The organism is Pseudonocardia lacus, assembly GCF_018531445.1.
In the GTDB taxonomy this organism is placed as follows: Bacteria; Actinomycetota; Actinomycetes; order Mycobacteriales; family Pseudonocardiaceae; genus Pseudonocardia; species Pseudonocardia lacus.
In genome coordinates this window covers 1-13,516 of the sequence record NZ_JAHDTH010000220.1, presented here as the reverse complement: position 1 = coordinate 13,516, position 13,516 = coordinate 1, and the positions used below count along the sequence as shown (strand labels likewise).

General features: G+C 75.1%; 11 protein-coding genes. 4 read left to right on the top strand and 7 right to left on the bottom strand.

What is annotated here, in order from left to right:
* The 6 genes from KIK08_RS32470 to KIK08_RS32445 form a co-directional block, all read right to left on the bottom strand.
* Positions 1 to 1,491 (bottom strand): hypothetical protein (locus tag KIK08_RS32470; RefSeq protein ID WP_214407140.1); only part of this gene is annotated, 1,491 nt, incomplete at its 3' end.
* A complete protein-coding gene (locus tag KIK08_RS32465) occupies positions 1,488 to 2,603 on the bottom strand; it encodes a glycoside hydrolase family 113 (protein ID WP_214407139.1) in 1,116 nt (371 codons plus the stop codon). The genes KIK08_RS32465 and KIK08_RS32470, both read right to left, overlap by 4 nt.
* Positions 2,600 to 4,162, bottom strand: coding sequence for a glycosyltransferase family 2 protein (locus KIK08_RS32460; RefSeq protein ID WP_214407138.1), 1,563 nt, complete (start codon positions 4,160 to 4,162; stop codon positions 2,600 to 2,602). The genes KIK08_RS32465 and KIK08_RS32460 overlap by 4 nt, the downstream gene beginning before the upstream one ends.
* Before the next feature lie 178 nt (positions 4,163 to 4,340).
* Positions 4,341 to 5,012 (bottom strand): sugar transferase, encoded by a 672-nt coding sequence (locus KIK08_RS32455; protein ID WP_214407137.1) that lies wholly within the window; start codon positions 5,010 to 5,012, stop codon positions 4,341 to 4,343.
* Positions 5,013 to 5,696: 684 nt separating this feature from the next.
* Positions 5,697 to 6,809 (bottom strand): GNAT family N-acetyltransferase, encoded by a 1,113-nt coding sequence (locus KIK08_RS32450; RefSeq protein WP_214407136.1) that lies wholly within the window; start codon positions 6,807 to 6,809, stop codon positions 5,697 to 5,699.
* Positions 6,810 to 7,089: 280 nt separating this feature from the next.
* Entirely contained in the window at positions 7,090 to 8,415 is a 1,326-nt protein-coding gene (locus KIK08_RS32445) for a glycosyltransferase family 4 protein (RefSeq protein WP_214407135.1), read from the bottom strand.
* Between the two features lie 132 nt (positions 8,416 to 8,547).
* On the opposite strand from KIK08_RS32445, the gene KIK08_RS32440 reads away from it, so the two are divergent.
* On the top strand, positions 8,548 to 10,032 hold the full coding sequence (locus tag KIK08_RS32440; RefSeq protein ID WP_214407134.1) for an oligosaccharide flippase family protein: 1,485 nt from the start codon (positions 8,548 to 8,550) through the stop codon (positions 10,030 to 10,032).
* Positions 10,032 to 10,622 carry a serine O-acetyltransferase gene (locus KIK08_RS32435; RefSeq protein WP_214407133.1) on the top strand — a complete coding sequence of 197 codons (591 nt, stop codon included), beginning with the start codon at positions 10,032 to 10,034 and terminating at the stop codon, positions 10,620 to 10,622. The genes KIK08_RS32440 and KIK08_RS32435 overlap by 1 nt, the downstream gene beginning before the upstream one ends.
* 2 nt (positions 10,623 to 10,624) lie before the next feature.
* Here KIK08_RS32435 and KIK08_RS32430 read toward each other — a convergent pair whose 3' ends face one another.
* Positions 10,625 to 11,668 (bottom strand): hypothetical protein, encoded by a 1,044-nt coding sequence (locus KIK08_RS32430; protein ID WP_214407132.1) that lies wholly within the window; start codon positions 11,666 to 11,668, stop codon positions 10,625 to 10,627.
* 14 nt (positions 11,669 to 11,682) lie between these two features.
* Between KIK08_RS32430 and KIK08_RS32425 the strand changes: the two genes are divergently transcribed.
* Positions 11,683 to 12,852: a glycosyltransferase family 4 protein gene (locus tag KIK08_RS32425; protein ID WP_214407131.1), complete on the top strand. Its 1,170-nt coding sequence runs from the start codon at positions 11,683 to 11,685 to the stop codon at positions 12,850 to 12,852.
* A gap of 20 nt (positions 12,853 to 12,872) precedes the next feature.
* The coding region (locus KIK08_RS32420) for a hypothetical protein (protein ID WP_214407130.1) at positions 12,873 to 13,516 on the top strand (644 nt) is incomplete at its 3' end.

The window sequence follows — 13,516 nt, the reverse complement described above, 5'->3', positions numbered from 1 at the left end:
GATCTCGGCGCGCCACCGCACGGCCCACCCCGCGCAGGGCGGCTGCGCCGGCCCGGGCAGCTGGGCCCAGGCGCTCGTCCGGGCCCGTTCGGGCTCGGGCACGGCGCTGGGCAGCAGGCCGCAGCCGGGCCGGGTGGCGTCGCGGACGGCGTAGTCGCTGCCCGCGGCGGCGAGCGCGGCAGCCAGGTCGCCGCCGGTGGAGCCGCCCAGGACCAGCACGACCGGCCGGTCGCCCACCCCGTCGACGAGACCGGGCAGGCCGGGTACCGGCGGGGGCAGGTCGGTGCCCCGCAGGAACAGCCCCGCACCGCCGGCACCGACCGCCAGCGCGGCCAGCGCGACCAGTGGGACCGACACCCAGGCCGTCCAGCGCGTCCGCCGGCGCCGCAGCAGCCCGTCCTGCAGGAGCAGCCCGACCAGCCAGGCCAGCGCGGCCCCGGTGAGCAGCAGCGCGGCCGGGCGCACCGTCGGCACGCCCTGCTGGATGAGCCAGAACGCCGGCAGGTGCAGCAGGAGCAGCGGGTAGGCGGCGCGGCCGAGCTCCAGCGGCAGGCCCCGCCCGAGCGCGCCGGCCACCGGGCCGCCGGCCGGCAGCTGGGCCGCGAGCAGCAGCAGCGCGCCGGCCGCGGCGGCCCCACCGGGCCCGCCCGTGCGCAACCACTCGATCGGGTACCAGCTCGCAAGCACGGCCATCGCGACGAGCCCCGCGACCCCCGCGACCGCCAGCGCCGGCGCGACCCACGCCGGGATCCGCCGCCCGTGCAGCCCGACCACGACGACCGCGGCCACCGCGCCGAGCAGGAACTCCGCGGCCCGCACGTGCGTGCCCAGCGCCAGCTCGGCGACCGGGGCGCCGCCCGCCGTCCGCAGCGGCCCGACCAGCCAGGCCAGGTACGCCAGCGCCAGCAGCACCGGCAGCAGCCGGGTCAGCGCGGCGCGCCGGGTGCGCACCCCGAGCAGCCGGCGCAGCGGGACCAGCACGAGCGGCCAGACCAGCCCGAGCTGGACCAGCAGCCCGACCAGCCACAGCAGGCCCAGCGGGTCGACGGCGCCCGGGCGGTCGGCGTACCAGTCGCGGGGCAGGCCGTGGGCCTCCAGCAGGCCGGTGCGCTCGGCGTGCAGCCACCAGTTGCCCCCGCCGGGCAGCCCGGTCAGCGCGTCCAGGCCCGCCTGGGCGGCCGGCTCCGGCCGCCCGGCCGCCGCGACCAGCAGCACCGCGCCCAGCACGATCACCAGCAGCGCCACCCGGTGCCCGAGCTGGTCGCCGTACCAGGCGCGCAGCGGCGCCCGCCCGCCCGTCACCGCGGCCTCCAGCAGGGCGTGCGTCACCCGGAACCCGGCCACCGCGAGCAGCAGGTCGACGCCCAGCAGCTCGACGGTGAACCCACCGCTGCCCTGCAGCATCACCAGCAGGACGGCCAGGCCGCCCAGCGCGAGGACGGGTCGGGGTGGCGCCGCCGGGGTGCGCACCCCGGTGGCGACATGGGTCACCGCACGGCCCCCCACGACGCGAAGCAGTCGCGCATGGTGCGCTCCGCCTCCCGCCCGAGGAACGAGTCGTGCAGGTCGGCGACCGGGTCGGCGCGGGAGGGGTCGACGTCGAACTCGATCTTCCAGAGGTACAGCCCGGCCAGCTGCCGGTCGCGGGCCACCTGGCAGGCCGCGGCCAGCCAGCGCCGCTGCACGCCCTGGTCGAGCGCGGCGCCCTCGGTGTGCGGGACCGCCGGATTGTCCAGCGTCCGCGTCTCGGCGGCCGCGCCGACCTCGTAGAACAGCAGGCCCGGCCGGGGCGGCGCGGTGTCGTCGAGCCAGGCCCGCCAGGCCGCGGTCATCTCCGGCACCGACGCCGCGGGGTCGACGTCCAGCTGCGGGTAGGCGTCGATGCCGACCGCGTCGGCCGGGACGCCGTCGACGGCCTCGGCGTAGGCGTCCCAGTTGGCGGCGTAGCCGACCTCGCCCGAGTACACCGAGCGCACGTGGTCGATCAGCGGGCCCCAGCGCGGGTCGTCCTGCAGGCTGTTCAGCTCGGCGCCGACGACGACGGTGTCCACACCGGACTTCTCGGCCATGCTCAGGTACGGGTCGAGGAAGGCCTGGTAGGACGCGTACCACGCGTCCCGGTCGGCCGGCTGGAGCCGACCGCGCCAGTCGAGGTTGTCCCGCTCGATCAGGTTGGCCTCGTCCAGCAGCGGGCGCACGGTGGTGCGCAGCCCCAGCGCCCGCGCCTCCTCGACCACGATGGCCAGTCGTCGCGGGCCGGGCGTGCGCTCGTCGGCGTGCACCTCGTCGGCGTCGATGGCGTCGGTGAAGAACGGGAACGACACCGAGACGGCATTGGCCTCCATCCCGACGACGTGGTCGAGCACCCGGCGCGCCTTCTGCCGCACGACGTCGTCGGGGTCGGCCGGGCTGTCGACCCAGTACAGCTGCACCCCGAGCTGGGGGCGGCCGGGCTGCCACGGGGCCGAGACCCGCGGACCGCCCGGACCGGCCGCGGCGTCGGCCGCCGCGGGCGTCCCGGGGGCCGTCCAGCTCACGGTGGCGGCGGTCAGTACGACGACCGCGCCGGCCACCCAGCGCCAGCCCTTCACTCCGCCGTTCACAACGGTTTCGCGATCACGGCGAAGGAGGTCTCGCCGCCGCGCAGGAACAGCACGGCCCCGCGCAGCACGCCCGCCGCCTCCCACAGGGAGAACACCGGCATCAGCACGACGACCGCGACGCGCTCCCACAACCGCCTGCGCGGGTCGGCCGAGACCCGGCAGTTGAGCTTGAGCCCCTCCCAGTACGTCCAGACCTGGTAGCCGAAGTTGATCGCCCACAGCGGCAGCACCGCGCCGACCGCCGGCAGGGTCTCCAGGTCGCCCAGCAGCGCGCCGGCCACCAGGATCACCCCGACGTGCTGCAGCGGGCCGATCGCCCAGATCACCATGTTGTGGATCAGCAGCAGCCGGTTGCGCAGCGGGATCGCCCGGTTGGCCGCCAGCTCCATCAGCCCCCACGCCCAGCGCTCGCGCTGCGTGACGAAGTCGTGCACCGACACCGGGGCCGCCCCCAGCGAGCGGGCCGGGAACCAGCCGCTGCGGCCGGGGAACGCCTGGCTGAAGGCCAGCGCGAACTGCGCGTCCTCGACCATCGCGCGGGGCCCGAAGTCCCAGCCGATCGCCGCCTCCACCGAGGCCCGCACCAGCAGCAGCTCCCCGTGCAGCCCGGCCCGCGGCGTGCCGCGGCCGGTGGACACCGCGAACACGCTCACGTCCGACGCGGGGCGCACGGCGTCGGCCAGCCACAGCAGCCGGTGCGCGCCGTGCTCGCGGGGGTAGGTGAGCACGCCCTGGCCCAGGTGCAGCGCGTCCGCGCCGCGCTGGGCCAGCACGAACCGGGCCAGCTCGCGGGCGGTGTGCGCGTCGACGCCGGTGTCGTCGTCCATGTGCAGGACCCAGACGTCGTCGCCGACCTGGCCCTCGGCGACGCGGCGGATGCTCGCGTAGTGGTTGGCCCTGGCCTTGAACCGGGTGCCGGCCGGGGTCCGGTAGCGCGCCGGCACCGTCATCACCCGCACCATCGGCACGGTGGTGGCCAGCAGGTGGATCGCCGCCGCCGCCTCGCAGCCCTCCTCGATGACGACGTCGACGCGCAGCCGGGCGAACGCCGTGGGCAGGTGCTCGACGTAGGAGCGCACGACCCGCTCCAGCGCCGGGTAGGTGTCGTGGCGGCCGATCGTCGGCACCACCACCAGCAGGAACTCGTCGCGCACGAGCGGGGGCGCCGGCTCGTCGGCCGCGCGGCGGGTGGTCCGCCGGGTGCGCAGCGCGCCGGCCAGGCCGAGCAGGGAGGTCAGGATGGGGGCGGTCCACAGCACCGTCGTCACCCAGCCCAGCACGCCCAGGCTCTGGTGCTGCTGCCAGGCCCAGGTGGAGAACCCGAGCGAGCCGGTGAGCACCACCAGGAACGCGGCGATCCCGGGACGGACCGGGCTGGGGCGGCCGGGACCGGGGTCGGTGCCGGGCCGCGCGGGCGCCGGGGCGGGGAGCTGCACGGGGAGCCGCTGGGCGGGGAGCTCGGCGGGGACGGGGGGAGCGGGGCGGACCGCGTGCGCGGTGACCGTCGTGCTCTCGGGGTCTGCGGTCGTCAGGGACGACGTGGGCCCGGTCCCTGGCATCTGTCCGCTCCGTTCGGGGCGAGCGCACTGGGGTGTGCGGGGGTGGCGACGAGCGGGTCGGGCGAGTGGGGAGCGCGACCGCGCAGCGGCACTTGCTACCACGAGCATGGGGAAAGCCGATCGGGCGATTGATCTGTAGCCCGACCGGCCCACCCCCAGGAGGCACTGCGTGCCCACCTCAGTACGCACCGCGGCTGGCCATCACGGCGCCGAAGGTCTTGGCGGCGATCTTGACGTCCATCGCCAGCGACCAGTCGTCGACGTAGCGCAGGTCCAGCGCGACCGACTCGTCCCAGCTGAGGTTGCTGCGGCCGCTGACCTGCCACAGCCCGGTCAGGCCCGGCTTGACCTGGTGGCGGCGGCGCATCTCGGCGGTGTAGCGGGTGGCCTCGGCCGGCAGGCAGGGCCGCGGGCCGATCAGCGACATCGAACCGGTCAGCACGTTGAACAGCTGGGGCAGCTCGTCGATCGAGTACTTGCGGATGACCGCGCCGATCCGGGTGACCCGCGGGTCGTTCTTCATCTTGAACAGCGGGCCGGCGCCCTCGTTGGCGGCCAGCAGCGCGGCCTTGCGGGCCTCGGCGTCGACGACCATCGAGCGGAACTTGACCATCCGGAACGTCCGGCCGCCGCGGCCGATGCGGGTCTGGGTGAAGAAGGCCGGGCCGCCGTCGGCGCGGACCGCGAGGGCCACCGCGACCAGGATCGGCAGGGTCAGCAGGATGATGGTGAGCGCGCCGACGAAGTCCAGCACCTGCTTGACGACCGCACCGGCCGCGCGACCCGGGTTGTGACCACCGGTCGGGGCGAAGCGCAGGGGGCGGGTGGCGGGGGCGGTGATGGCGACCATTGCTCTCTCCTCTTCCGTGGCCGCCTCGGCGGCTCGTCCTGATGAGAGAACTCTGTCTGACCTGGGCCTTCGAGATAATCTCCGCGACGGCTAGCTCCGTTGCGGCATCGGGGAAGGCTTTTCTTACCCTTCGGCCACTGCGCCGCCCGGCGTAGCGGCTAGCGCCACCCGGCTCCGCCCCGTCGAGAACGAACTTGTCGTGATCCACAGGGCTGGTTGCACGAGAGCCGCGCTCGTCCCGTGGGGCGAGCGCCGCGTCGCCGGCCGCCCTCGCAGCACCCGCGGTGTGCTCGCAGCACCCGCGGTGTGCTCGCAGCACCGGGTGTGGGCTCGCAGCCCGCCGGCGCGCTGCGCCATCCCCACCAGCGCTGCGACGTCCCCCAACCAGCACCGCGGACCGCGTCCTCGTAGCGCCCCGCGCTGCGCGACCACCCCAGCCCTGCGATCCCCCACCAGCGCTGCGCCACCAACCCCCAACCGGCCCCCTCCTCGCAGCACCAGGGGTGTGCTCGCAGCCGCCGCGTCTGGCCGCACGAGAGCGGCTCTCGTCCAACCCCGCCGCACGAGAGCGGCTCTCGTCCAACCCCGCCGCACGAAAGCGGCTCTCGTCCAACCAACCACCTCCCGCGCCAGCGGCCCGGTCCCGTCGAAAACGACGTTGTCGTGATCAACAGGGCTTGTTGATCACGACAAGTTCGTTCTCGACGGGGCCGGGGCGGGGCGCAGGGCCGAGACCTTGTCGCGGGCGCGGCCCGCGAGCGCGCGGGCGCCGCGGGCGGCGACCGTCCGCACCAGGCCGGCGTTGACCCGGGCCACCCTGCGGCGCACGTCGCTGCGCACCTCGGCGCGGAAGCGCTCCTTGTAGCCGTGGTCGCCGCGCAGCAGGTCGACCTCGGTGAAGCCGTCCTCGGCGGCGGCCAGCATGGCCTGCGCGCGCACCGAGAAGCCGGGCGTCATGCCGATGTCGGTGCGCAGGCCGCCGCTGTAGAACAGCAGGGAGCCCCGCCAGGCCAGCGTGTAGGTGATGGCCGCGGCGTCGGCCGGTTCGGGGCCGACGCGCAGCTCATGCAGGCGCACCAGGCCCGCGTCGCCCAGCCGGGCCGCGGCGAGCTGGTGGAAACGGCGGCGGGCCGGGGAGGCGAACACGCGGGAGCGGTCGCCGAAGCGGGCCACGTGCAGGTCCATCATCCGCTCGAGCAGCGCCGGGAACCGGTCCGGGTCGGTGACGAGGCTGAACGCTCCCCCGGCCGCCTCGGCCCGGCGGATCTCCTTGCGGACCTGCTTGCGGCCGTGGCCGCTGAGGATCTCCCCGTCCAGCGGGACGTAGGAGATCGGGAGCTCCTCGGTGGGGCGCACGACGAACCGCGGTCGGGGGAACGCCGCATCGACGGCGGCCGCGAGGGCGCCGTCGGGGTTGAGGCCGTCCAGGTCGAGCACGTCCCAGCCCGGGGTGCGGGCCAGCTCGGCGAGCATCGCCGCGGCGACCTCCGCCCGGTCGTCCGGCGCGGCGACGACGTCGGTGTGGTCGGGTCCCACCCAGTACCAGCCGATGACGCCGAGCACCCGGCGGCCGTCGAGGGTGGTGCGCTCCAGCGGCAGCAACCCGACGACGTCATCGCTTCGCCACGCGACCAGCACGCCGGCGTCCTCGACGAGCTCGGGGACGTCGCGCAGCGCGGAGGCCCACTGCCAGCTCAGGAACGGCGTGTCGACGTGCCCCGCGTCCTGCAGGCGCCGCCAGGCCCGCTCCACGTGCGGATCGCCCAGTCGAACCCGGTGCACCCGCAGCGCGCTCATTCGGGGGATCGTAAAGGCACTTTGGACGGAGCGGGATAGCCCCAACAAGATCATCGCCCGCCCTCTCCCGGACGAGAGCGGCTCTCGTCCGACCCCGCCGCACGAACGCGGCTCTCGTCCAACCGGCGGACGAACGTGGCGCTCGTCCAACCGCGGACGAAAGCGGGTCTCGTCCAACGGGGTTGGGCGAGAGCGGGTTTCGTCCAACGTGGAGCGGGCGGTGCCGGACCGGGCTCCCCTCCGAGCCGGTTCGGCACCGCCCTACCGGTGGCGGTCCCCCTCACGCCGCCGCCGGCGCCTGCGCGGCGGCCGGGCGGGCCGCGGTCAGCCCGAACGCCTCGTCGTAGGCGGCGAAGGCCGCCTCGCGGCCGTAGCGCCGCGCGTGGTGGTCGAGGGCGGCGCGCGACTCGCGGCGGTTCTCGTCGACGTCGCAGAGCCGGACCAGCTCGTCCACGGTGGACTCGACGTCCGCCGGGGTCAGCACGCCGGTGCCGCGGCCGCTGGCCACGCCGTCGGCGCCCAGCGGGGTGCTGACGACCGGGACGCCGCGGCCCAGCGCCTCGATGACCTTGATCTTGACGCCGGTGCCGAAGCGGGCCGGGTTGAGCATCGCGGCGGCGCCGGCCAGCGCGGCGTCGAGGTCCTCGACATAGCCCTCGACGACGACGTTCTCCGGCTGGGCGGCGGCCAGGTCGAGCAGCCACTGCGGGGCCTCGCGGCCGATGACCCGCAGGCGGGCGTCGGGGCGGCGGGTGCGCAGCCGCTCCCAGACCTGCTCGACGAAGCTGCGCAGGCCGTCCTCGTTCCACGGCTGGCTCAGCAGGCCCAGGAAGACGAACTCGGGGGCGCCGCGGTAGTCGCGCCGGCCACGGGCCCGCACCACCGGCGGGATCGCGACGACGTCGTCGTAGCCGACGTAGGCGCGCTCGGACAGCGACCGGCACTCGCGGGCGTTGACCAGCAGGCAGCGGTCGAAGCGGCGGGCCGCGGCGACCTCGCTGCGGGCGATCATCCGCTGCTCGAAGGTCAGCAGCGCCCGCTGCACGAGGGTGGAGTCGACGAGCTTGCGCAGCGGGCCGGGGACGTGCTCGGCGAAGGTGCCCAGCGGGTTCATCGCCAGCTCGGGGTGGCTCGCCATGCGGTCGAGCATCATCCGGTAGCGCTCGGAGAACAGGTCGTCGAGGTAGCAGATCTGGCGGGCGGTGCCGCCCTCGGCCGCGTACTGGCCGACCCGGACGGTGTCGTAGACCTCCAGGTCGACGTCCAGCTCGGCGAGCTTGCCGGCGATGGCCCGGGCGACGCCGCCGGAGCGGGTGAGCGCCTCCTGCAGGCTGGAGCGGAAGGTGGCCACGCGGGTCAGCAGCGCGGTCAGCTTCTCCTTGCCGGAGGGCGCCGGCAGCAGGTGCACGGTGGCCGGGAAGTCGGCCCGCACGTCCTGCGCCTTGCCGCCGATCAGCAGGTAGTGCACGTTCTCGACGCCGAGGCGGTCGCTCATGTGGCGCAGCATGCCGTCCAGCACGACCTTCTTGCCCGAGTCGGCCGGGTACGGGTTGACGACGCTGAGGATCGCCACCGATGAGGTGCTGGTGAGGACGCTGCTGTTCATGCCGAGAAGCATCGCGACCAGCGGCTTCGCGGATAATCGCCGCGAGGTACAGGTGTTGGCCCGGCACCGGTAAGGGTGTTGTTACCCGTTCGACAGTGCCCTACTACGCACTCCCGGCGGTCTACTTACGCCATGTCCTCCCAGCCCCCCGCTGCCGAGCCCGAGGGCGGCCGCAGCTTCGGCCGTCAGGCGGGCTGGAACTACGTCGTCTTCGCCCTCAGCAAGTCCACCACGTTGATCATGACGGTGGTGCTGGCCCGGCTGCTCGGGCCGGCCGACTTCGGCCTGTTCGCGCTGGCCCTGCTGGTCATGACGATGTTCGACTTCGTGCGCGACTTCGGGATCGGGGTCGCGCTCGTCCAGCGCCCCGAGCAGTGGTCGAAGGTGGCGCCCACGGGGGCGACGCTGACGCTGGTCTCCGGGGTGCTGATCGGCGGGTTGGCCGCGGCGCTTGCCCCGGTGGCCGCGTTCCTGCTGGGCGACCCGCGGCTCACCCCGATCGTGCAGGTCCTGGCGATCGCGCTGGTCATCTCCGCGCTGAGCGTGCTGCCGATGGCCGCGCTGCGGCGCAGGCTCGACTTCCGCGGCCGGCTGCTGCCCGAGGTCGCCGGGGCCGTGCTGAAGGCGGCCGTGGCGATCGGGCTGGCCGCCGGCGGCGTCGGCGTGTGGAGCCTGGTGTGGGCGCAGCTGGCCGGCAGCCTCGTCACGACCGTCGGCTACTGGGTGCTCGGGCGCACCTCGCTGCGGCTGGGCATGGACCGGCGGCTGGCGGTGGCGCTGCTGAAGTTCGGGCTGCCGGTCACCGCGGTCGCGTTCCTGACCTTCGCCGTGTTCAACACCCCGACCGCCGCCATCGGCCGGCTGCTGGGCGCCGAGGAGCTGGGCTACTACACGCTCGCCTACCGGCTCCCCGACCTGGTCGTCATCAACCTCTGCGCCGTCGTGGGCGACGTGCTGTTCAGCGCGCTGTCCCGGCTGCAGGACGACAAGCCCGCGCTCGCCGCGCGCTACCTGCAGACCGTGCGCACGGTCGTCGCGCTGAGCGCCCCGATCGGTTTCGGCCTGGCCGCGGTGTCCACCGAGGTCGTGGCCGTGTTCTACGGCGCCCAGTTCGCCCCGGCCGCCGGGATCGCCGCGGCGCTGTCGGTGTTCACCGTCATCTACTCGATCAACTTCCACGCCGGCGACGTCTACAAGGCGCTGGGCCGGCCGGGCCTGCTCACCTCGCTGGGCACGCTGAAGCTGGTGGTGCTGGTGCCGGTGGTCGTCTGGGCAGCGCACCACTCGGCGCTGTGGGTCGCCGTCGCGATGGCCGCGGTCGAGGGCCTGCTGACGGTCGTGCGGCTGAGCGTGGTCCGCCGGATCCTCGGGGTGACGATCCGCCAGCACGTCGCGGCGCTGTGGGGGCCGGTGCTGGCCGCGGCGCTGATGGCCGGCGCCGTCTACGGGCTCCTCCAGCTGGTGCCCGACTGGCCGGCCGCCGTTCGGCTCATTGCGGGCTTCGCGATCGGTGTGATCCTCTACGCCACCGCGTTGTGGGTGCTCGCGCCGTCCCTGCCCGCAGCGGCCCGCACGATGATCCGCAACCGCCGCGCCCCGCAACCGGAGACAGTCTGATGCTGCGCGACAGCCTGAAGGCCACCGTCCACGCCGACGTCACCCGCTACTTCGGCGGCTACTCCCGGGCCCGCCTGCTGCGCGCCGTGCTGCTGGAGCGGACCTTCCGCGTCGTGCTGACGCTGCGGCTCTGCCAGGCCGCGCGAGCCACGGGCTCGAAGCCGCTGCTGGTGGCCGCGATCCTCGCGCACCGCGTGGCCAGCGCGAAGGCCGCCGTCGACCTGCCCTGGAAGACCCGCGTCGGCCCCGGCTTCCGGCTGTTCCACGGCTGGGGCGCGGTGGTCAACACCGAGGCCGTCATCGGCGCCGACGTCTCGCTGTTCCACGGCGTGACGCTGGGCCAGGGCGACCGGATCGCCGCCGACGGCAGCCGCACCACCGGCTACCCCGTCATCGGCGACGAGGTCTGGATCGGGCCGCACGCGATCATCGTCGGCGGCGTGACCGTCGGGCGCGGCGCGCGGATCGCCGGCGGCGCCGTCGTCACCAAGGACGTGCCGGCCGGCGCCATGGTCGCCGGCAACCCGGCCGTCGTCGTCCGCTCGGACGTGCCCGCCGACGTGCTCAACCCCTCCGGGGTGCGGTCGTGAGGTCAGCGCGCCGAGTCCGAGCAGCGGTTGGGGGTGACCGGGCCCTTGTAGGGCGTCACCTCGGCGCCCAGCTCCAGCACCTTCATCCGGTCGAACGGGATCTTCTCGATGCCGAAGTAGGTCAGGTCGCCCGCGCCGAGCGCCTCCTCGTAGGGGTCGTAGGGGTAGCTCTGCGGGTGCACGGCGAACAGGCTCGTGCCGCGGCTGGAGTCGGCGAGGTACATGCCGTACTCCTGCAGCGCGGTGGCGATCGTCAGCTCCGGGCCGGAGAGCCCGAGGGTGGACAGGTCGAGCTCCGGGTCCAGGACGACGTGCGCGCCGATCGGCAGCGCGTCGGGGGCGTCGGTGCGCCCGTCGCTGCGGGTGGCCGGCTCGACCGGGTCGCCGGCGCGGGTGGCCGGGTAGGCGAAGACCAGCGCGTGCTCGATGCGCCCGGCGACCAGCTCCTCCGGCCAGATCAGCCCGGCCGCGATGGAGAAGCCGCTGGCCCGGGTGGCCAGCCCGTCGGGGTAGATGCCGTCGCCGTCGGCCGGGGTGGCGTTGACCCACTCCGCGGTCCAGCCGCCGGAGCCGTCGCGCTCGGCCCGGTACATCTCGAAGACGCAGTTCGTGGTGGTGTCCAGCACGGCGAGGTGGCCGTCGTCGGCCGGGTCGGCCAGCGCGTTCGGCGGGATCGGCACCCGCGCCAGGGTGGCCTCGGGGGTGGCGTAGGAGGCCGTGGGCGCGATCTCGTAGCGGGCGGTGCGCTCGTCGGCCACGAAGATCGGCGCGGTGAAGTTGCGGATCGCGACGACCGGCGGCGGACCGGCGAACCCGGCGACGTAGGCGTCGGAGCGCTCGTCGTAGACGGGGCTGTCGGGCACGGGGGTGCGCCAGATGGTGCCCTCCCCCGCGAAGAACTCCGCCGACGTGGGCAGCGGCGGCGCGGCCGACGGCTGGCCCGCGGTCGTGGTGGCGCACGCCGTGATCGCCGCGGCGAGCAGCAGCGGCAGCGTCCCGGCCAGCACGCGGCGCCCGCGGAGCCGCGCGGTCGTATCGAACTGCATCGCAACGTTCTCCTGTGGCCGAGCGAGTACACGCGGGGGCGGTCGTGAAGATCCTGCACGTCATCGACAACTTCGGGTACGGGGGCGCGGAATTACTCCTCGCCACGATGAACGGGGCCGCCGCCGAGGCGGGCCTGGACCTCGCCGTGGCCTGCCTCGGGCCGCGCACGCCCGAGCGCTCGGTCACCCTCCCGCTGCTCACCGACGCCGGCCTCGACCCGCGGTTCATCGGGGTGCCCCGGCTGCTCGACCCCACCGCCCTGGTCAAGATCCGCCGCACCATCCGCGAGTCCGGCTGCGACGTCGTGCACGCCCACCTCGGCTACGCCGGGATCCTGGTGCCGCCGGCCGCCCGGCTGGCCGGGGTGCCCTGCGTGACCACGCTGCACCACGAGCCGCCGCCGTGGCAGCCGCGCGCCGACCGGATCAAGGAGTGGCTGTGGGTGCGCTCGGCCGAGCGCGGCGCCGCGCTCGTCTGGGTGTCCGAGGCCGCCCGCACGGCGGGCGCCAAGGTCGTGCCGCCGCGCCGCCAGACCTGGCGGGTGCTGCACAACGGCGTCGACCTGAGCCGCTTCTCCCCCGACGGCCCCCGCGCGCTCCCCGCCGACATCGACGTCCCGGCCGGGGCGCCGGTCGTCACGATCGTGGCCGCGCTGCGCGAGCCGAAGGGCCACGAGGTCGCCCTGCGGGCCTGGCCGCACGTGCGGGAGAAGGTGCCCGGCGCGGTGCTGCTGATCGTCGGGCACGGCCCGCACGAGGCCGCGCTGCGCGCCGCCGCCGGTGAGGGCGTCGTCTTCGCCGGCTCCCGCACCGACGTGCCGCAGATCCTGGCCGGTTCGACGATGGCGCTGCTGCCCTCGCTCACCGAGGCGCTGCCCACCACCCTGATCGAGGCGGCGGCCAGCGGGCTCGCCGTCGTCGCCACGACGGTCGGCGGCACCGCCGAGACCGTCGAGCACGGCCGGACCGGGCTGCTGGTCCCGCCCGGCGACCCCGACGCGCTCGGCGACGCCGTCGTCGAGCTGCTGCTCGACCCCGACCGGCGGGCCGGGTACGGCTCGGCCGGCCGACGTCTGGCCGAGGAGCGCTTCGACCTGCGACGCTGGGTCCGCAACCTGGCCCAGCTCTACTCCGACGCCATCACCGGGCAGTCGCCCACAGCCCGCGGAGCAGTGGCTCCGTGAACGGACAGGAGAGTCACCGGATGCCCGCCGCGAAGCTGAACGTGCGCGCCGCCGCCATCATCGCCCTGCTGGGCATCGTCGGTGCGCTGGTGGGTGTGGCCGTCGGCCTCTACCTCGCCCGCACGGGCAAGCCGTGGTTCCGCGCCGAGATGGAGCTGGCCCTGCTGCCCGGGCCGGACGTGCCGGCCGAGGAGATCTCGAACTACTGGGAGGCGCTGGCCCGCGGCCAGGCCCCGCGGATCGCCGCCGAGGTGCTCGACCAGCCCCGCTGGGCCGCGGGCGCGGCCAAGGCGGCCGGCGTCGAGGAGGGCGCTGTGCTGATCACCGCGGGCGTCGTCACCGACACCACCCTGATCACCGTGGGCGGCGAGGCGCCATCGGCCGAGGCCGCCGAGGCCGCGGTCACCGCCGCGGTCACCGAGGCCACCCCGCTGGCCCAGTCGGTGTCCGGCCCGTTCGTGCTGCAGGTCGTGCAGCCGGCCACCGGCACCGCGGTCTCCCAGACCACGCCCGACTCGCAGGTCGTCGCGGTCGCCGGCGTGGCCGGGCTGGTCGTCGGGGCGGGCGCGGCGGTGCTGTTCGTGCGCAGGCGCGGCAGCGGCGCCACCGCCGGACCGGCCGCGCCCAACCTGCCGACGGGCGGCGGTCAGGGCGGCGGCGGGCT

What these genes read in the sequence shown, in the direction of transcription:
- KIK08_RS32445 (WP_214407135.1), bottom strand. Translation starts at nt 8,415, where the DNA reads ATGAACAGCAGCGTCCTCACCAGCACCTCATCGGTGGCGATCCTCAGC.
- KIK08_RS32455 (WP_214407137.1), bottom strand. Translation starts at nt 5,012, where the DNA reads ATGGTCGCCATCACCGCCCCCGCCACCCGCCCCCTGCGCTTCGCCCCG.
- KIK08_RS32430 (WP_214407132.1), bottom strand. Translation starts at nt 11,668, where the DNA reads ATGCAGTTCGATACGACCGCGCGGCTCCGCGGGCGCCGCGTGCTGGCC.
- KIK08_RS32460 (WP_214407138.1), bottom strand. Translation starts at nt 4,162, where the DNA reads ATGCCAGGGACCGGGCCCACGTCGTCCCTGACGACCGCAGACCCCGAG.
- KIK08_RS32440 (WP_214407134.1), top strand. Translation starts at nt 8,548, where the DNA reads ATGTCCTCCCAGCCCCCCGCTGCCGAGCCCGAGGGCGGCCGCAGCTTC.
- KIK08_RS32450 (WP_214407136.1), bottom strand. Translation starts at nt 6,809, where the DNA reads ATGAGCGCGCTGCGGGTGCACCGGGTTCGACTGGGCGATCCGCACGTG.
- KIK08_RS32435 (WP_214407133.1), top strand. Translation starts at nt 10,032, where the DNA reads ATGCTGCGCGACAGCCTGAAGGCCACCGTCCACGCCGACGTCACCCGC.